The sequence below is a fragment of the Arthrobacter sp. 01L42 genome (assembly GCF_056400005.1).
In genome coordinates, this window is the sequence record NZ_JBFTSL010000007.1 from 198,812 (window position 1) to 217,059 (window position 18,248).

Below are 18,248 nucleotides of genomic sequence, written 5' to 3' on the forward strand. Positions count from 1 at the left end.
CTCTAGCCCGAAGCGCCGGTTCCCGGCCCACACCGACCAAGCAGCGCGGCGGGGTTCGCGGCGGGGTTTGCGGTGGGGTTTGCGACAGGCAGGTGCTTGGTGAATGCCAGCGGCCCGATGGTTTCCGGGTCGGCGGAGAGATCGAACTGTGCCTCGTAACCGGTGCTCAGGTAGAGGTGTTTCGCCTCCGGCTGGCGCGGGCCGGTTGTCAGGTAGACCTTCCGGTAGCCGCGACGGCCGGCCAGCGCCTCCAGCTCGGCAAGGACAAACCGGGCCAGTCCGCGGCGGCGGTGCGCTGAATGCGTCCAGATCCGCTTGAACTCGGCGGTCTGCGGGCCGTGCCGGCGGAACGCGCCGCCGGCCACGGATTCGCCGTTCTCGCGCACAATCAGCAGGGCCCCGCCCGGCGCGGCGAACTCCTCGGCCGGGTAACGGTTGAGTTCCTCCGCGGCGGCCCCGCGGCCAAAGAGGCTGCCGTAGCGGGTGTCGTATTCGAGCGCGAGCTCGTCCAGGAGCGGACGGACCCTGGGATCGCTCATGGGGAGATTGAGGACCGTCAGCGCGGCGGTGTCCACGGGCGGGGTGTCCACGGGCGGGGTGTGTAGTGGGGACGGGGTCATGACGGGTCCTTTCCGTCGGCGGCGGCCTGCGGCACCGCCCGGCCGGCGTCCGTTTGATCGTTGTTCGCCAGGCCGCTGTCGGCCGGGCCGTTGTTGGGGTTCGCCAGCAGTTTCAGGACTCGCCGGGCCAGGGCATCGTTTTCGCGGAACGGCGCGGCGTTGGTGCCGGGCCGGGCGAAGGCGCCGGCGCCCCAGCCGGAAGTACCGGGCCCGACGCCGAACAGCCGTTCGCGCCGCTCCCCCACCGGACTGATGAGCTCGTTGTGGGCGGACACCAGGAGCCGTCCGGTCGCGTGCGTGCCGTCGGCAGTGAGGAGCTGCTGTTCAGTGCCGAGCCCGGAGGCGTGCAGCTGGCGCAGCAGCGGGTTCGCGGAGCGGGCCACCGACGGCGCCGGGAGCCGGCCCTCGATCAGGGCCGGCGCTGACACGCTGATCCCGGATTGGGCCGAGCGGGCGACGAACCGGCCCGAGTACTCCGCGGCCTCGATCTCCAGTCCCGGGCCAATGAACTGCAGCAGACCGGCCCGGTGGATCGCCAGCATCTCCCGCAGCCTGCGCGGCGGCGGCCCGGAATCCACGAAGCTGAAGAAGCCGTGCCACCAGCCCTGGACCTCCCGCTGCGACCGTGCGTTCAGCCGCTCGGACGGCACCAGCCGGCCCAGGTCCATGTAGGACTTCAGCAAGGAAGTGAACAGGGCCAGGGTTTCCGAATGGTCCGGCCCGGTGCGCAGCTCAAGGTCGCGGCCAATGTACGCTGCCACCGCCGACTGGAAGTCTGCGTGGCCGGCGAAAACGCGGCCGGCGAAGGGATGGTCCAGCCGTTCGAGGTCCAGGTGGAGCCCTGCGTCCGGGACGGACCCGGCGACGAGCCGCCGGCGCTCTTGGCTGTACCAGTCCGCAGCGGCGAACCGTTCGGCGAATTCCCGCCAGCCGATCCGGACCCGTTCCGGGTAGCCGGTGAACAGCTCGCGGTAGTACGCGTAACCGGCGTCCTTGGCGATCAGGGGCCACAGCTGGGCGCGGAAGTCCACCTCGCCAGGCGCATCCAGCAGCGCCGTGACGGCGTCGGCCGTGAAGAACGCCGGCTCGCCCGCTGCGTCGCCGCGCAGGGCGGACGTGATCTTGGAGTGGTAGGGCACGCCGCGGCGGGAGCCGGCCCACAGCCGCGGCTCGGCACCGGAGGGCACGTAGCGCAGGCCGCCGCCTGGCAGCTCCTCGAATCTGCCGCCGCGGCCCTCCATGAGCAGGACCAGCAGGTCCACGAAGGCCAGGCCCATGCCGGAGACAATCACGTCCTGGCCGGCGGCGAGGGGTGAGTAGTCGACGTCGGTGGTGTAGCTGGGCGCCGCGTGGAACGCGCCGTGCCGGGCGGCAAAACCGGCCCACGCCGCAGACTCCTCATTGGGCAGCGAATCCGTGTGCCCCAGGGAGGCGATCACGACGTCGGCGGGCAGCACCGCGCCGCCGGCCAGCCGGACGCGGTAGCGTTCCGGACCCTGGTCGGCTTCATGCTGCACCGGCTCGACGGCGGACGCCGTGTCCCGGTGCACGGTGACGGTGGTGTCCGGTCCGAGGGCGGCGACGGAGCGGCGGAAGAACCATTCCAGGTAGACACTCTGCAGCTGCCGGGTGGGGAAGCTGGCACCGGTGAGGGCGGCCAGCTGGCGCCGGAGTTCCGCCGGCAGCTCCGGAACATCCGCGATGGACCCGTCCAGGACCCCGGCGGCCCACTTTGCCAGGCCGGGGCCGTCGACCGCGGGTCCCTCGCATTGGACGGAGGCATCCGTGAACATCGTGACGTCCGCCGCCGCAGAGTTGAGCATCAGCCCGGGATGCTGCTCGTAACGCCAGATCCTGCCGGCACCCGGGGTGTGCGGCTCCACGACGTGGATCTGCAGGGCGCCGTCGAGCAGCTCCGGCCGGTTGGCGGCGAGGCGTTCCAGCAGCCCGGCCGCGCGCGGGCCGCCGCCGATGAGGACCACGGATGGGGCATTCACTGGCATGACAGTCTCCTGGCTCGGGTGCGGAGCCCTCATGCTAGGCACCCGAAATGGAGCCGGTCGAGGCGCCGGTCACGGCCGTTCACCCCGCGTAACGCGGCGTAAATCGAGGCAAGAATTCGTCGTGTGACGCCGTGCGAACCTGCGTGAACGTATGCAACCTGCCGCCTTGCCGCGCGTTTTCGCACGGCCCTAGATTGGCAGCCAACTACCCCCACAGCAACTGGAAGAAGCGAGGTGGCGCATGAGTTCAACAGCAACCCCGGTGGCACAGTCCGCCCCGGAGCCGGCGTCCGCCGGCATCGAATCCGCACCCGAGACCGCGGAGGTCCGGCCCGCAGGACCCGTACCCGCCGGCGAGACCGCACCGGCCGGAACAGTCGGCTCCGGTTCGGTGGGCCGCAAGGCCGCAACCGACTACGCCGACTACCGGCTGGTCCCGGCCCGCCACCCGTGGCGCTGGGTGGGCACCGCCGTCGTCGCGGTGGGCGTGGCCGGCATTGCCTGGTCGCTGGCCACCAACCCGCGCTGGGAGTGGGGCGTGGTGGCGCAGTGGTTCACCGCGCAGTCGATCGTGAACGGCCTGCTGGAGACCCTGAAACTGACGGCGATCTCCGGGGCGCTCGGCTTCATCCTGGGGTTCATCCTGGCGCTGATGCGGCTGTCCGCGTCGCCCCTGCTGGTCTCCGTCTCCTGGACGTTCTCCTGGATTTTCCGCTCCACGCCGCTGCTGGTGCAGATGCTGCTCTGGTACAACCTGGGCTACCTCTACGAGAAAATCAGCCTGGGGCTCCCCTTCACGGACGTGCGCTTCTTTGAAGCGCAGACCACCACCCTGATCAGCCAGTTCGCCGCGGCAGTCCTCGGCCTGACCCTGAACCAGGCCGCCTACTCCGCCGAGATCATCCGCGGCGGCATCCTGTCCGTGGACCAGGGCCAGCTCGAGGCCGCAACCGCCCTGGGCATTCCGGCCTGGCGGCGTTCCACCAGGATCGTCCTGCCCCAGGCCATGCGGGCCATCCTGCCCACCGCCTTCAACGAGGTGATCGGCCTCGTCAAGGGCACCTCGATCGTCTACGTCCTGGCCTATTCCGAGCTGTTCTACACCGTCCAGGTCATTTACAACCGCACCCAGCAGGTCCTGCCGCTTCTGCTCGTGGCCACGCTCTGGTACATCGTCATCACCTCGGTCCTGAGCGTCTTCCAGTACCACATCGAGCGGCACTACTCCAGGGGCGCGGTCCGCACGCTGCCCCTGACCCCGCTGCAGAAGGCCCGCAAATTCCTCGCCATCCATACGCCCGCCGCCCGGGAATCGAACCAGGAAAGGGGCACCCGATGAGCACCGCACTCCGTACGACCACCCAGACCCCGTCCGCGGCCGCTGCCACGGACGCCGTAACCACCCGCGGCCTCGTCGAGATCACGAAGGTCCGCAAGTCCTTCGGCGCCGCGGAAGTCCTCAAGGGCATCACGCTGACGGTCGAGCCCGGGGGTGTCGCCGTGATCGTCGGACCGTCCGGATCCGGCAAATCCACCCTCCTGCGCACCATCAACCACCTCGAAAAGGTCGACGCCGGGTTCATCGCGATCGACGGCACGCTGGTGGGCTACGAGGTCCGCGGGCGCCGGCTCCACGAGTTGCGCGAAAAGGACATCCTGAAGCAGCGCACCGAGATCGGCATGGTGTTCCAGAACTTCAACCTCTTCCCGCACCTGACCGCGCTGGAAAACGTCACCGAGGCACCGATCGTCGCGCCGCGGGCCGGAAAACCCCGGCTCTCCAAGGCCGAGGCCCGCGACCGCGGGCTGGAACTGCTGGACCGCGTGGGCCTGAAGGACCGTGCCGGCGCCTACCCGCGCCAGCTGTCCGGCGGCCAGCAGCAGCGCGTCGCGATCGCCCGGGCGCTTGCCCTGGACCCGAAGATCCTGCTCTTCGACGAGCCCACGTCGGCTCTGGACCCGGAACTGGTCAACGAGGTCCTGGACGTCATCCGCGGGCTGGCCAAGTCCGGCACCACGCTGATCATCGTCACGCATGAGATGGGCTTCGCCCGCGACGTCGCCGACACGGTGGTGTTCATGGACCAGGGCCAGATCGTCGAGCAAGGCACACCCCAGGAAATTTTCACCAACCCGCGCGAAGTTCGCACCCGGAGCTTCTTCTCCAAAGTCATCGAACCCGCTTTCAACATCTAAGGAACCCCATGGCAATCAGCTCCGCCCTCCGCACCACCCGCGCGAGTACTGGTCCCCGGCGGACGCGTGCGGCGCTTCCCGCCGTCGTCCTCATCGGCACCCTGTCCGGCACCGTGGCCCTGAGTGGCTGCGCGGATCCCGGCGCATCTGCCGCGTCCGGCGGGCAGCCGGCGACGACGGCTGCCCGCAACGGCGTCGTCTACAACACCTCGCCGGACCAGCAGCGGATCCGGGCCGAGAAGGACGCATCCCTGGCCGCGAAGGTCCCCGCGCTGATCGGCAAGGACGGCAAGCTGACCGTCGCGACGACGGCGGGCGCGATTCCGCTGTCCTTCCACGCCACGGACGACAAGACCCCGATCGGCGTGGAGGTGGACCTGGCCCAGCTGGTCGCGGACAAGCTGGGCCTGGACCTGGACGTCCAGGTGACCTCCTGGGAGAACTGGCCGTTGAAGACCCAGTCCGGCGACTTCGAGGCCGTGTTCTCCAATGTGGGCATCAACGCCGCCCGCGTGAAGCTCTTCGACTTCTCCAGCTACCGCGCCGCGTACATGGGCTTCGAGGCGAAGAAGAGCTCCGGTTACAACATCAAGGGCTCGGACGACATCTCCGGGCTGAAGATCTCGGTGGGCTCGGGCACCAACCAGGAGAAGATCCTGATCGCCTGGAACAAGGAGCTCGAGGCCAAGGGCAAGGCGCCCGCGGTGCTGCAGTACTACTCCTCCGACGCCGACACCATCCTGGCGCTGTCCTCCGGCCGCACCGACTTGAACCTCGCGCCCTACCCGTCCGTCACGTACCGGGAAAACACCCGCGACGACCTCAAGGTGGTGGGCAAGGTCAACGCCGGCTGGCCGTCCGAGACCCTGGTCGCGGCCACCACGCTCAAGGGCAACGGCCTGGCCCCGGCCATCACGGACGCCCTGAACTCCGCCATCAAGGACGGCTCCTACGCCAAGGTCCTGGACCGCTGGGGACTCTCCGAGGAAGCCCTTCCCGAGTCCACGACCGTCACTGAGGGCAACTTCGGGACAGCCCCTGCAGGGAAGACCCAGACAGGGAAAACACAGTGAGGTTCCAGGTCCTCGACATCATCCCGCACCTGAAGAACCCGGTCACCGGGGAGATCGTCTCCACCGCGGACCGGCTCAACCAGGTGGTGGAGACCGCGCGCCGGGCGGAGGGCCTCGGCTACGACAGCTTCTCCGTCGGGGAACGCCACGCGGGTGAGTTCATCTCCTCCTCCCCCACCACCGTGCTCGCCGCCATCGCCGCCGTCACCACCAGGATCCGGCTGCAAAGCGGCGTGACGGTGCTGTCCGTGCTGGACCCGGTGCGGGTCGCCGAGGACTACGCCACGATCGACCAGCTCAGCCGCGGCCGGCTGGAACTGGTGATCGGCAAGGGCAATGAGGTGCTGCAGTACCCGCTGTTCGGCCTGGACCTGGCGGACCAGTGGGAGCTCCTTGCGGAGAAATATGCCCTGCTCCGCCGGCTTTGGACCGAGGAAAACGTCACGTGGTCCGGGAGGTTCCGCGCCGCGCTGACGGAGCCCACCACCACGACGCCGCGGCCCTTCGCCGGGGCGCCGCGGGTCTGGCACGGCTCCGCCACCAGCCTGGCCTCGGCGGCGCTGGCGGCGCAGTGGGGCGATCCGCTGTTCACGGCCAACGCGATCCAGCCGCGGGAAAACTACAAGGTGCTCATTGACCACTACCGCGAGGAATACGCGCGCCACGGCCACGATCCCCGGCACCAGTACCTGGGCTCCGGATCGGGCGCGGGCGGGGTGTTCATCGCGGACACCACGCAGGAGGCCAAGCGGCAGTTCGGCCCGGTCTACGAGGCCCTCACGACCGGCCGGAACGTTCCCGGCAACAACTCCCCCTACCGGGACATCGACCACGCCGTCGCCGACGGTCCGGCCCTGGTGGGCAGCGCGGAGCAGGTGATCGACAAGATCCTCAGCTACCACGCGCTCTACGGCCACGACCTGCAGTCCATCTCGCTGCCCACCACACTGCCCTTCGCCCAGCAGCTGGAAATCCTCGAGCGCTTCGCCCTCGAAATCATTCCGGCCGTCCGCGCCGCCGCGCCCACCACGCTCTGGGCCGACGGCGACCCGCACGCCGGCCGGCCTGCATTCGCCGGCACTACTGAGACCGACGCCGCCGCCCGCGTCACGGCCGACCACACCCACCACAGGAGCTCTCATGTCCACGCCCACTGACACCGACGGCAGTCCTGACATTCGTCCCGACCGCCGTCCCGACAATGAATTCCAAGCCGCCTGGGCGGACTGGCATGCCGCGCACGAACGCCACCGCGCCGACCCCCACGGCTTCCTCGCCGTTACGCACCTGCATTGGCTCGATGCCGCGCCCGCCCGGCTGGACGGCGCGCCGGGCACCTGGAGCGTCGAGGACGGCGCAGTCCGCCTGGCTTTGGGGGCCGGCGAACGCGTCCTTCGCGACGGGCGGGAACTGAACGCCGACGGGACCGGAGCCACAGTGTTCCTCGGCCCCATCCCCGAGCGCGACGGCCTGAATCTGCGGATGGTGGATGCCGGCGCCGGCCATACCGTGATCGAGCTCGCCAAACGCGGCGGCCGCTATGTCGTGCGGCCGCGGCATCCCCTGAACCCCCTGCTCACCGGCTACCGCGGGACGCCCGCCTACGCCCCCACCCCTGAATATGCCATTTCAGGAATATTCGTCCCGTTCGCCGAACCGCGGCCCACCACCGTGGGCGCGGCGGTCGAAGGAATCCACCACGTCTACGAGGCCCCGGGGGAAATCCACTTCCGGCTCCGCGGCAAGGACCTGAGCCTCACCGCATTCAACGGCCACACTCCGGGCACGCTGTCTGTCCTTTTCACGGACGCGACCTCGGGCAAAAGCACCTACGCGGCCAACCGCTCGCTCACCGTGGCGGCTCCGGGCGCCCACGGCACCGTCTGGCTCGACTTCAACCGGGCGGTGAACCTGCCGTGCGCCTACACAGACCTCGCCACGTGCCCGCTGCCGCCGGCCGAGAACCGCCTGCCGGTGCCCATCGAGGCCGGCGAAAAGATCCCCCACGAACGACAGGACGCATCATGAGCACCCATCCCGCCAAGAACGGGCCCCGCGAACACGGCCTGCTCCTGCTGGAGCTCGACGGCGCCGGCAGCCACCCGGCCGCGTGGCGGGTTTCCCGGACGGCCCCGGCAGCCGTGCTGGGCCCGGAACACCTCCGCGGCGCCGTGCTCGCCGCCGAGTCCGCCGGATTCCACGCGGCGACGTTCTCCGACCCCGGCCTCCCGGACCCCGGGCACCCGGACGCCGCGGCCCGGCTCAACGCCCTGCAGCGCGCCGCGTTCGCCGGCCCCGTGACCCGCTCCCTCGCACTGATTCCGGAAGTGGACACCGCCTACACCGAGCCGTTCCACATCTCCACCCAGCTCGCCAGCCTCGACTACGTCTCCGGCGGACGGGCCGGCTGGCTGGTATCCGCTTCATCAAGCGCGGCCGATGCCGCCGCCGTCGGACGTGACACCCTGCGCGGGGACCGGCTCTCCCGCGAGGCCGCCGATTCGATCGAGGTCGGCCGCAGGCTCTGGGACTCCTGGGAGGACAACGCCGTGATCCGCGACGTCCCCACCGGGCGCTACCTCGACGTCGACAAGCTGCATTACATCGACGTCGAGAACGGCAGCTATTCCGTCAAGGGTCCGTCGATCATTCCGCGGCCGCCGCAGGGCCAGCTGCCTGTGCTGGTCCCGGCCGGGCTCCTCGCCCCGGAGGCCGTCGCGGCCGGGGCAGCGGACGCGCTGCTGGTTTCGGCCCCGACGCCCGGGCTCCTGGCCGCCGAGCTCGCGGCGACGCGCGCAGAACTCGCCGGCGGCAACGGGCCTGCGCTGATCGCCGAGCTCGACGTCGTGCTGGACTCCCGCGGCCAGGCCGCCGCCCAGCGGCTGGCCGGGCTGAACGGCCACACCCCGTGGCAGAGCCCGCGCGCACAGTTCATCGGCTCGGCGGCCGGGCTTGCCGATCTGCTCACCGAGGTGCTGGCCTGGGCCGAAGGGGTCCGCCTGCACCCCGCCGTGCTGGACACGGATCTTGAGGAACTGACGCGGCTGGTGCTGCCCGAACTGCGCCGGCGCGGGGTCCTCGCCCCCACCAGCCCGGACGCCACATTCCGCGATCAGCTGGGGCTGGCACGGCCAGCCAGCCGCTACGCCGCCGCATCCAGCGCCCCCGGCGCGGAAAACTAAGGAGCCCACCATGAGCCACAGCACCCACCCCGCCGCTGAATTCACCGCGTCCGGGTTCATCCCCTCTGGTCAGCTCCAGCTGGGCGTGTTCTTCCAGGGCGTCAACTCCGGAACCGTCTGGAAGGCGGCCGAGTCCGGCTCCCAGACCGACTTCGAATCATTCCGGCGCATCGCCCAAACCGCCGAGCGCGGCCTGTTCGCGGCGTTCTTCCTCGGCGAAGGCCTGCGGCTGCGCGAGCATCTTGGCCGCCCGCACGCGCTCGACGTCGCCGGCCGTCCCGACGCGCAGACCGCCCTCGCCGCCTTGGCCGCGGTGACCACCAAGATCGGGCTGGTCGCAACCCAGAACACCACGTACAACGACCCCGCAGACCTGGCGCACCGGCTCTCCACGCTGGATCTGCTGTCCGGTGGCCGCGCGGCCTGGAACATCGTCACCACGGACAACGCCTGGACCGGCGCCAACTTCCGCCGCGGCGGCTACCTGGACCACGCCGACCGGTACACCCATGCCGAGGCCTTCGTGGAAACCGCCAAGCGGATCTGGGACGCGTGGGACGACGGCGCCGTCGCGGACTCGGCCTCCGCCGAGCGGTGGTCGGCGGAGGGCGCGGTCCGGCGGGTGCGCCACACCGGCCGGCACTACACCGTCGACGTCACCCCGCGGCTGCCGCGCAGCGCCCAGTACCGGCCGGTGCTGTTCCAGGCCGGGGATTCGCCCGCGGGCAGGGACTTCGCCGCCCGGCAGGCGGACGTCATCTTTTCCGCGCACCCGCAGCTCGATGACGCCCTGGAGTTCCGCCGCGACATCGTGGAGCGCACCCTCCGGGCCGGCCGCGGCGCCCAGGACGTGAAGATCATGCCTGCCAGCGAGTTCATCCTCGCCGCCACGCCGCGAGAGGCCCTCGAAAAGAAGGCCTGGGTCCGCAGTCTGCAGATCGGCCCGCAGCAGGCCATCGCGTACCTCGAACAGTTCTGGGGCCGGGAACTGCAGGGCTACGACCCCGACGGCCCGCTGCCGGACATCGACCCCGTGGTCGAAGAAACCTCCGAAACGCGCGGCAGCGGCTTCCACGGCGCCAAGGCACGCCAGCTGGCCGACCAGTGGCGGGCCGAGGCCACGGAGAAGGGCCTGTCCATCCGCCAATTCGTCTCGGCCAAGACCAGCCGGGGCGACTCCACCTTCAGCGGCTCGTACACCGAGGTCGCGGACCGGCTCAGCGAGTATGCCCGGACCGGTGCCGTCGACGGCTTCAACATCTCGCCTTGGCTGATCCCGTCCGGCCTCGACGACATCGTCAACCACCTCGTCCCGGAACTGCAGGAGCGCGGCGTGTACCCCACGGAATACGCGGGCAGCACGCTGCGGGAGAACCTCGGCCTGGCCACCCCGGTGCGCCCAGGTGCCAGCGTCGAGGCCGGCATCGATTCAGGTTCGGTCACGGCACAGGTCTAGACGATCTCCGCTGGGTCACCACGCAGGCACAACGAATCCCCGCCGGAGACGTTCCCGGCGGGGATTCGTTGGCTTTCGGCACCGTTCAGACAACCAACGCGGGGTCACATCGCGCCCATAATCCTCTCCGGGWTGGGCGCGATGTGACCCCGCGTTGGATTTAGGGCGGGCTACTGCTTCGGCAGGCCCGCCGGGTTCAGCTCCGACTTCGCGACGGCTTCCGCGGACAACCCCCAGCGGTCCAGGATCTTGGCGTAGCTTCCGTCCTGGATCAGATGGTTCAGTCCGGCCTGGGCCGCTGCGGCAAACCCGTTGTCCTTCTTGGTGGTGACGGCGATGCTGGCCTTCAGCGGCCAGCCGCCGTCGACCAGGCCGACGAGCTTTGTCTTGGCGTCGGAGGCCGCCTTGTAGGCCGCCGTGGCGTTGGGGCCGAACGTGAGGTCCGCCCGTCCGGACTGGATGGCGAGCTGGGAGGCGGAGTCGTCGTCGTAATACTGGAACTCCACGGGCTTGAGGCCGTTTTTCTTGTTCTCCTCATCCCAGCGCAGCAGGATTGCCTCCTGGTTGGTGCCGGAACCGACGATCACGCGCTTGCCGGCGACGTCCGGGGCCGATTCGACCTTGGTGACGCTGCTGTCCGCCTTGGCGTAGAAGCCGAGCTTGTCCTCACGGTAGCTGGCGAAGTCGAACTTGAGCTTGCGCTCCTCCGTGACGGTGACATTGGAGAGCACAGCCTCGTACTTGCCGGAATCGACGCCGAGCGGCCAGTCGGCCCAGGCCGTCGGGACAATGTCTGCCTCCAGGCCCAGGGACTCGGCCAGAGCGACGGCGATATCCACCTCGTTGCCCACCGGGGTCTTGTTGTCGGTGGCGTAAACGGCCAGCGGCGCCGCAAACGGGCTCACCGCCACGGTCAGCTTCCCGTCCTTCTTAATGGCTTCCGGGACGAGCGCGGCGGCCGCGGCATCCACCGTGGCCTTGACGCGGTCCTGCTGCGGCGAGAGGTTGAACTGCTTCACCCCGGTGGACGACGACGCCGCTGCCGACGGGCCGCCGGCAGCGGCGGCGCCGGGATCGGAGCAGGCCGCCAGACCCAGGACAGTGGTGGCCGCCAACGCGACCGCGGCGCCTGATTTAAGCGAAAGACTGGACATGTTCTCCCCTTGAGAGTGGACTGAAATGGTGCTGGTGCCAGCAACTATCCGGGGCCCGGGAGAGCCGGTCAAAGCGCCGTGAAACCGGGTGAAACCAAGGGATACAGGCGGTAATACCCGTTCATCCGGCGTCCGCGGACGCTGCCTGCGGACGCCCTGTGTTACCGAAGATTGCCCTGCGTGACGCGACGGGACGGAATTGTTCACGGCAGGCCGCAACTGGCCTAGCCTGCATAGAAGACCTGCAAGGTGACAGCACGACACAGGAGGGGTGAACTTGTCAGTGAGCACGCACCAGCAAACGCACCGGACCACGCACCGGCTCGGCATCAACGCCCCGGCGGACCTTGTCTTCAGCATGCTGCGCGACGCCTCACACTGGCCCTACCTCGAGGGCCTGACGGTGTACTCGGAGCGCGTCAGCGGCGACGACGCCGGCCACGAGCTGCGCACGTCCGTGGTGTCCAACGGCTCACTCAGTTCAAGCCACTGCTGGCGCGTCTTTGACACCGCCAGCCACCGCGCCCAGTTCCACCAGCTGGACCTCGAGCCCCCGTTCCGGGAGCTCGGCGGCGACTGGGCGATCCTGCCGGCGGACGGGCTCTCCGTGGTCACGCTGAACCATGAGTTCGAGGTCGACGACGAGCACCTCACCGAGCGGATCCGTGCGATCATCGAGGACTACAGCCGGCGTGAACTGGAGGCGCTGCGGATCAGCTGCGAACGGTTGTCCGTCCTCCTGCAGCACCACGCCCCGCAGACGCACCCCACCCCACATCTCACGGCGCAGTCCACCCCGCACCCCACAGCACAGGAGGCCTAAATGTCAGAGGCCAGGTTCACGACGGAACGGGACAGCTTCGGCCGGCTTCTCGCGGACCGCGAAGTCTGGCGGCAGGCCTCCACCATCCCGGCGGCCGGCGAACTGACCGCCCGTTGGCTGGAGGGCAACAGCCAATACCAGCCGGGAGTCTTCGCGCCCGGGTTCGACGAGGAGACCGCGGCCATCGCCGGAGAGCTCGCCCGGCTGAACCGCAACGGGCTCTTCACCAAGGAATCGCAGCCGGGCGTTCAGGCCGGGGGCCACGCGCAGCGCGCCTACGTGACGGCCTTCTGCGGCCCGGAGGCGGCGACGGCACTCCTGGCCCTGTCCGCAAGGACCGGTCTGGTGACGGTCGTCCACGACCCCGGTGAGGCGAGCAGCGTCTCCATCCCGGTGACCGTACAGGACGACGACGTCGCGACCTTGCTCGGCAGCAGCGAGGGGCCCGTTGGGGAGGACCAGCTCAGGGACTGGGCAGCCGAGACCAATGAGACCTTGGCCCTGGTCCTGGCGGATGCCTGGTATGTGGAAATCTTCGATCCCGTCTGGGGCCGGAACGATGTCCTGTTGGCCGCCGTACTCGAGGCGCTGCAGGCCGCTTAGCCGCGGGAACGCGCGCCGCGCAGCCGGCGGCGACCCGGTTCCCGGTAAATTCACATATCGGTCGCATCCCACCCGATGCTCGCGGCCTCGTCCAGGGTGCGCGCCTCGAAATGCTCCAGCATGTCCTTCATTGCCTCGAGGCCCTGCTTGAACAGGGCAGAATCCCGCCACTGTTCAATCTGTTCCAGGGACTCCCACGGGCCGGTGCTGATGAACCTGTTCTTGACGTCGCGATCGTGCATCAGCACGGCTTTGGCGTTGGGAAAGTCTTCCTTCGTCTTCCTGGCCAGATCCCGCCAGGCCTGCACAAAATCGTTCTCGCGGCCGGGATGCACCAGCCAGATTCCGAGCGTATAAACAGACACGTCGATCGCCTCCATTGTCCGTACGGGTTGATACGCCGATTATGTTCCTGTCCTCCGGCCGGCGGTAGTGCCGGACCGCCCGGAGCCCGGTTGTGGCCGCAAATGAACCGTTGTAAGGGTGAAGTGGAAGGCCTAGCATGTGGGCAGACCCCCACTCTGGGGCCAGCCTCGGACCTTCCATCGTTGGGAGCGGGCACACGTTCGGATGCCGATGTCCTGGGCGAACACAGGATAGGAAAAACGATGAGCAAATATCTGTTCGAAGCGAACTACGTCGGCGACGGAATCAAGGGACTCATGCGTGAGGGCGGCACCAAACGGCGTGATGCCGTTGTCGAAGCCCTCAAATCGGTGGACGGCTCACTGGAAAGCTTCTACTACGCCTTCGGGGAGACCGACGTCGTCGGAGTCTTCGATATCCCCGACCAGGCCAACGCCGTCGCCCTGTCGCTGATGATCAATTCCACCGGCGCCGTGAACCTGCACATGAAACCGCTCATGTCAGCAGAGGATCTCGACGCGGCAGCCAAGAAGACGCCGTCGTACCGGGCCCCGGGGCAATAGCCCACGCGGTGCCCGGCGTGCCGGTGCGGGGCCAGTCCCCCGGGCTGGCCCCGCACCCCGGCGCGGCCCCGTGCCAGTGCCATTCGCCCGGCGGCGTGTAGATCGTGTCGCCGGGGCGGATTTCGGTCACTTCGCCGCCGCGGGCCTGGACCAGGCCGACACCTTCGGTGACGTGCAGGGTCTGTCCGACGGCGTGCGAGTGCCAGGCCGTGCGGGCGCACGGGGCAAAGTGCACCGCGTTGACGCGCATGCGGGACGGTTCGGGCTGCGGGGCCGCGACGACGTCAAACCAGACGTCGCCGGTGAACATCTGCGCCGGTCCCTTGACGCTTGGCTTCCTGGCTTGGATTTCCACTGTCATTTCCTCACAGGGTGTTTTTGTCGGGTGGCGGGCGCGACCGGAGGCCGCGTCCGCCCACTCCCGGGGTTCTTCGTGCGCTGCTGCGTCCTAGTTCAGGGTCGCGGTGTCGATCACGAAGCGGTAGCGGACGTCGGAGGCCAGGACGCGCTCGTAGGCGTCGTTGATCTTCGCGGCCGGGATGACCTCGATTTCGGCGCCCAGGCCGTGCTCGGCGCAGAAGTTGAGCATTTCCTGGGTTTCCCGGATGCCGCCGATCATCGAGCCGGCGAAGGAACGGCGGCCCATGATCAGGGCGAACGCGTTCACCGGGAGCGGTTCCGCGGGGGCGCCGACGTTGACCAGTGCGCCGTCGAGGGTCAGCAGCTGCAGGTAGGAGCTGATGTCGATCGCGGCACTGACCGTGTTGATGATCAGGTCAAAAGTGCCGGCAAGGTCCGTGAAAGTGTTCTCGTCGCTCGTGGCGTAGTAATGGTCCGCGCCCAGCTTCAGCCCGTCTTCCTGCTTCTTCAGCGACTGCGACAGGACCGTGACCTCGGCGCCCATGGCGTGGGCGATCTTGACCGCCATGTGGCCGAGTCCGCCGAGTCCGACGATCGCGACCTTCTTGCCGGGACCCGCGCCCCAGTGGTTCAGCGGCGAGTAGGTGGTGATGCCGGCGCACAGCAGCGGCGCGGCGACGTCGAGCTCGATGCCCTCGGGAATGGTGACCACGAAATCTTCGGTCACAACGACGTGGGTGGAGTAGCCGCCCTGGGTGATGGTGCCGTCACGGTCGACGGCGCCATAGGTGCCGGTGTTCCCGGCGAGGCAGTATTGCTCCTCGCCGGCCTGGCAGTTGACGCACTCGCCGCAGGAGTTGACCATGCAGCCGACGCCGACCCGGTCACCGACGGCGTGCTTGGTCACGGCCGTGCCCACCTCGGTGACAATGCCGGCAATTTCATGGCCGGGAACCAGCGGATAGGTCTGCGGGCCCCAGTCGCCGCGGACAGTGTGGATATCGGAATGGCAGATCCCGGCGTACTTGATCTCGATCAGGACATCGTGCGGTCCAACGTCGCGGCGCTCGATGGTGGTGAGGGCGAGCGGCTCGGTCGCGGACGGTGATGCGTAAGCGTTGACGGTAGGCAATGAATCTCCTGCTTGTTGATCGTTGGGGGTTGTTCAACGGAACACCATCCATCAAACCCGGTAACGCAGCCGTGAGGGAGTCCCTGCTGATAGGGGTACTGGCAGGGCCTCCCTCAGAGAGCCCAAAGGCCTAACGTTGATGGCATGGATAATCGAGAGGCGACCCGCGAGTTCCTTGCCTCGCGCCGGGCCAAGATCACCCCCGAAGAGTCGGGATTGCCGATCTACGGCGCGAAACGCCGGGTCCCCGGACTCCGCCGCGGGGAAGTCGCCATGCTGGCCGGCGTCAGCGTCGAGTACTACACGAGGCTGGAGCGGGGAAACCTGTCCGGCGTTTCGGAGGGGGTGCTGGACGCTGTGGCCAGGGCCCTGCAACTCGACGACGCCGAACGGGCCCACCTCTTCGATCTGGCCCGGGCAGCGGCCCCGGGCAGCCGGACCCGCCGTCGTCCCCGTCCCGCGGAGTCCGTCCGGCGCAGCGTTCAGCTGACGCTGAACGCCATCGCCAACGCGCCCGCCTTTGTGCGGAACGGACGCATGGACATCCTTGCGGCCAACCCGCTGGGCCATGCCCTGTATTCGGACATGTACGCGGGTCCGGCCCGCCCGGCCAACCATGCCCGGTTCATCTTCCTGGACGCACGATCGCGCAGCTTCTACCCGGACTGGGGCCGTGCGGCGAGCGACACCGTCGCGATCCTGCGCACCGAGGCCGGCCGGGACCCCTACGACCGCGGGCTGACCGACCTGGTCGGGGAACTATCGACGCGGAGCGAGGAATTCCGCACCTTGTGGGCGGCGCATAACGTGCGCCAGCACTACACCGGGCTCAAGCACTTGCACCACCCGGTGGTCGGGGATCTCCACCTGATGTACGAGGCAATGGACGTCTCCGCCGACGCCGGGCTGTCCCTGCTGGTCTACAACGCCGAGCCCGGCTCCGCGTCGGAAGATGCGCTGCGGCTGCTGGCCAGCTGGGCCGCGACCAACCAGCAAGTCAAGGAGGCCGGGGCGGCTTTTACGGTGGACAAGGCCTAACCGGGGCAGGCCGGCACTGTCACGCCAGGGCGGATATGCCGTCCGTGTATCCACCGGACTGGCCGCTGGAGGTGAAGTTGTTCAGCCAGGCCATGGCCTCGTCCCGGGACGTGAAGAATTCGTGGGGGTAGCGGGTGTGCCGGCTCATGGCCGCCGCGATCACACGATCCACTGTGCTGGATCCAAGCACGGCAATCGCCAGAACCCCTGTTGTCTGCGCGAACTCGTACCTGGCGGCCGCGCTGATCTCCACGTCCGTCATTTCGGAGAGCATCGGCATCGGTATTCCGCCGCTGATCTGCGCTACGGCCAGCATCGCGTCCCTGGCATCGTCGACATCAACAAACGTGCCCGGCTGCCAGACGGATGTGATGATGCCCGCACTGATGCTCAGCACGTTCTTTCCGTCAGCAGCTGCTATATGTCCTGGCATCATCGAGACCATTCTAGGGCCGGTCCTGACAAGCCACGGGTTTGGGGCCGGGTGCGCGTGGCGGACCGCAAACCCGCGGCTGCACTCCGCGTCGCTGACCGGCAAGGCGTACCCCGGGTGCCACGTGGCCCGCAGCCCGTGCCGGTATTCAGCAAAGGCATTGCCTTCGCCATGCCCCGCAGGCATACTCGTGCCTGCGGGAGGACGTCCCCGCGTCCCCCACCGACGACCCGCGATGCACACGCGAACGGATGAGCGCCATGGCTGATATGACGAACCTCGAGCAACAGCAGGTGGACCGGGCGAATGCTTCCGGCCTCAAACCCGTCGTCTTCGTCCACGGACTGTGGCTCCTGTCCAGCAGTTGGGACCGGTGGCGGGCCCTGTATGAGGAGAACGGCTACACCACGCTCGCCCCCACGTGGCCCGATGATCCCGAAAGCGTCGATGAGGCCAGACGCGACCCGGAGGTCTTTGCCAAGAAGATGGTCAGGCAAGTCACGGACCACTACCTCGACGCGATTGGCCAGCTCACCATCAAGCCCGCCGTCGTGGGGCATTCCTTCGGCGGACTCATCGCCCAGAGGATCGCCGGAACCGGAGCCGCCGCAGTCACGGTGGCGATCGACCCCGCACCGTTCCGGGGAGTCCTGCCGCTGCCGGCCTCCGCCCTAAAGTCAGCAGCGCCTGTGATCGCGAATCCCGCCAACGCAAAGCGTGCAGTGTCTTTGACTTTTGACGAATTCCGTTTCGGCTGGGCCAATGCCCTGGACGAGGACGAAGCCCGCCAATTGTTTGACACCTTTCACGTCGCGGCCTCTGGTGTGCCTCTGTTCCAGGCTGCAACCGCAAACCTCAACCCGTTCACCGAGGCCAAGGTCGACACGAAGAATCCGGATCGGGGGCCGTTGCTGATCATCTCCGGGGAGAAAGACCACACAGTGCCGTGGGCCATCGCCAATGCGTCCTACAAGCGTCAAAAAAGAAATTCGGCGCACACGGCAATCAAGGAGTTGCCGGACCGCGGCCACTCTCTCACGATCGATCACGGCTGGCCTGAGGTCGCCCAAACCGCCCTGGACTTCATCAAAGAGTTCGGCTGAGCACTACCGGCCAGAGTCAGCGTGTCCGGCCGAGGGCATGCCCCCTGCCGGCGCTCAGCAGTGGACATGTCCCTTTCTCAGGAATGGACTTGTCCCCCGGCGCGGCTCAGGGATGGACATAGTGGGCATATGTCCATCCCTGG

Annotated in this window: 19 protein-coding genes; 12 read left to right on the forward strand and 7 right to left on the reverse strand. The window is 68.4% G+C overall.

What is annotated here, in order from left to right; translation table 11 throughout:
- Nucleotides 1-2: 2 nt before the first annotated feature.
- Both AC1DN2_RS08365 and AC1DN2_RS08370 read right to left on the reverse strand, forming a co-directional pair.
- On the reverse strand, nt 3-620 hold the full coding sequence (locus AC1DN2_RS08365) for a GNAT family N-acetyltransferase (protein WP_476849944.1): 618 nt from the start codon (nt 618-620) through the stop codon (nt 3-5).
- Nucleotides 617-2,623 (reverse strand): FAD/NAD(P)-binding protein, encoded by a 2,007-nt coding sequence (locus AC1DN2_RS08370; protein ID WP_476849945.1) that lies wholly within the window; start codon nt 2,621-2,623, stop codon nt 617-619. Before AC1DN2_RS08370 ends, AC1DN2_RS08365 begins: the two co-directional genes overlap by 4 nt.
- A gap of 241 nt (nt 2,624-2,864) precedes the next feature.
- Here AC1DN2_RS08370 and AC1DN2_RS08375 point away from each other — a divergent pair, with 241 nt between their 5' ends.
- Genes AC1DN2_RS08375 through AC1DN2_RS08405 form a run of 7 tightly spaced genes read left to right on the forward strand, consistent with a single transcriptional unit; the run spans nt 2,865 to nt 10,530 of the window.
- Complete coding sequence (locus tag AC1DN2_RS08375; protein WP_476849946.1) at nt 2,865-3,962, forward strand: amino acid ABC transporter permease; 1,098 nt, start codon at nt 2,865-2,867, stop codon at nt 3,960-3,962.
- Nucleotides 3,959-4,819, forward strand: coding sequence for an amino acid ABC transporter ATP-binding protein (locus tag AC1DN2_RS08380; RefSeq protein ID WP_476849947.1), 861 nt, complete (start codon nt 3,959-3,961; stop codon nt 4,817-4,819). The genes AC1DN2_RS08375 and AC1DN2_RS08380 overlap by 4 nt, the downstream gene beginning before the upstream one ends.
- An 8-nt stretch (nt 4,820-4,827) precedes the next feature.
- The gene (locus AC1DN2_RS08385; protein WP_476849948.1) at nt 4,828-5,892 is read left to right on the forward strand and encodes an ABC transporter substrate-binding protein; all 1,065 of its coding nucleotides are present in this window, start codon (nt 4,828-4,830) and stop codon (nt 5,890-5,892) included.
- Nucleotides 5,889-7,049: an LLM class flavin-dependent oxidoreductase gene (locus AC1DN2_RS08390; protein ID WP_476849949.1), complete on the forward strand. Its 1,161-nt coding sequence runs from the start codon at nt 5,889-5,891 to the stop codon at nt 7,047-7,049. The genes AC1DN2_RS08385 and AC1DN2_RS08390 overlap by 4 nt, the downstream gene beginning before the upstream one ends.
- The gene (locus AC1DN2_RS08395) at nt 7,033-7,920 is read left to right on the forward strand and encodes a DUF1684 domain-containing protein (RefSeq protein WP_476849950.1); all 888 of its coding nucleotides are present in this window, start codon (nt 7,033-7,035) and stop codon (nt 7,918-7,920) included. Before AC1DN2_RS08390 ends, AC1DN2_RS08395 begins: the two co-directional genes overlap by 17 nt.
- On the forward strand, nt 7,917-9,074 hold the full coding sequence (locus tag AC1DN2_RS08400; protein WP_476849951.1) for an LLM class flavin-dependent oxidoreductase: 1,158 nt from the start codon (nt 7,917-7,919) through the stop codon (nt 9,072-9,074). Before AC1DN2_RS08395 ends, AC1DN2_RS08400 begins: the two co-directional genes overlap by 4 nt.
- Nucleotides 9,075-9,084: 10 nt before the next feature.
- The gene (locus AC1DN2_RS08405) at nt 9,085-10,530 is read left to right on the forward strand and encodes an NtaA/DmoA family FMN-dependent monooxygenase (RefSeq protein WP_476849952.1); all 1,446 of its coding nucleotides are present in this window, start codon (nt 9,085-9,087) and stop codon (nt 10,528-10,530) included.
- A 170-nt stretch (nt 10,531-10,700) separates the two neighbouring features.
- Here AC1DN2_RS08405 and AC1DN2_RS08410 read toward each other — a convergent pair whose 3' ends face one another.
- On the reverse strand, nt 10,701-11,684 hold the full coding sequence (locus AC1DN2_RS08410) for an ABC transporter substrate-binding protein (RefSeq protein ID WP_476849953.1): 984 nt from the start codon (nt 11,682-11,684) through the stop codon (nt 10,701-10,703).
- Nucleotides 11,685-11,967: 283 nt separating this feature from the next.
- Here AC1DN2_RS08410 and AC1DN2_RS08415 point away from each other — a divergent pair, with 283 nt between their 5' ends.
- The gene (locus AC1DN2_RS08415) at nt 11,968-12,507 is read left to right on the forward strand and encodes an SRPBCC family protein (protein ID WP_476849954.1); all 540 of its coding nucleotides are present in this window, start codon (nt 11,968-11,970) and stop codon (nt 12,505-12,507) included.
- Complete coding sequence (locus AC1DN2_RS08420) at nt 12,508-13,110, forward strand: DUF6919 domain-containing protein (protein WP_476849955.1); 603 nt, start codon at nt 12,508-12,510, stop codon at nt 13,108-13,110.
- A 50-nt stretch (nt 13,111-13,160) separates the two neighbouring features.
- Here AC1DN2_RS08420 and AC1DN2_RS08425 read toward each other — a convergent pair whose 3' ends face one another.
- The gene (locus tag AC1DN2_RS08425; RefSeq protein ID WP_028275943.1) at nt 13,161-13,490 is read right to left on the reverse strand and encodes an antibiotic biosynthesis monooxygenase family protein; all 330 of its coding nucleotides are present in this window, start codon (nt 13,488-13,490) and stop codon (nt 13,161-13,163) included.
- Nucleotides 13,491-13,718: 228 nt separating this feature from the next.
- Between AC1DN2_RS08425 and AC1DN2_RS08430 the strand changes: the two genes are divergently transcribed.
- Nucleotides 13,719-14,039, forward strand: a complete 321-nt coding sequence (locus AC1DN2_RS08430) for a GYD domain-containing protein (protein ID WP_476849956.1) — start codon at nt 13,719-13,721, stop codon at nt 14,037-14,039.
- Here the strand turns inward: AC1DN2_RS08430 and AC1DN2_RS08435 are convergent.
- Together AC1DN2_RS08435 and AC1DN2_RS08440 are read right to left on the reverse strand one after the other, a co-directional pair.
- Nucleotides 13,972-14,394 carry a cupin domain-containing protein gene (locus AC1DN2_RS08435; protein ID WP_476849957.1) on the reverse strand — a complete coding sequence of 141 codons (423 nt, stop codon included), beginning with the start codon at nt 14,392-14,394 and terminating at the stop codon, nt 13,972-13,974. The two genes, AC1DN2_RS08430 and AC1DN2_RS08435, sit on opposite strands and share 68 nt — an antisense overlap.
- Before the next feature lie 93 nt (nt 14,395-14,487).
- The gene (locus tag AC1DN2_RS08440; protein WP_476849958.1) at nt 14,488-15,531 is read right to left on the reverse strand and encodes an NAD(P)-dependent alcohol dehydrogenase; all 1,044 of its coding nucleotides are present in this window, start codon (nt 15,529-15,531) and stop codon (nt 14,488-14,490) included.
- Nucleotides 15,532-15,675: 144 nt separating this feature from the next.
- Between AC1DN2_RS08440 and AC1DN2_RS08445 the strand changes: the two genes are divergently transcribed.
- Nucleotides 15,676-16,569, forward strand: a complete 894-nt coding sequence (locus AC1DN2_RS08445) for a helix-turn-helix transcriptional regulator (protein WP_476849959.1) — start codon at nt 15,676-15,678, stop codon at nt 16,567-16,569.
- A gap of 19 nt (nt 16,570-16,588) precedes the next feature.
- Here the strand turns inward: AC1DN2_RS08445 and AC1DN2_RS08450 are convergent, their stop codons facing one another.
- Nucleotides 16,589-17,005, reverse strand: coding sequence for a DUF7793 family protein (locus AC1DN2_RS08450; RefSeq protein WP_476849960.1), 417 nt, complete (start codon nt 17,003-17,005; stop codon nt 16,589-16,591).
- Nucleotides 17,006-17,262: 257 nt separating this feature from the next.
- Between AC1DN2_RS08450 and AC1DN2_RS08455 the strand changes: the two genes are divergently transcribed.
- A complete protein-coding gene (locus AC1DN2_RS08455) occupies nt 17,263-18,105 on the forward strand; it encodes an alpha/beta hydrolase (RefSeq protein WP_476849961.1) in 843 nt (280 codons plus the stop codon).
- Nucleotides 18,106-18,248 lie beyond the last annotated feature (143 nt).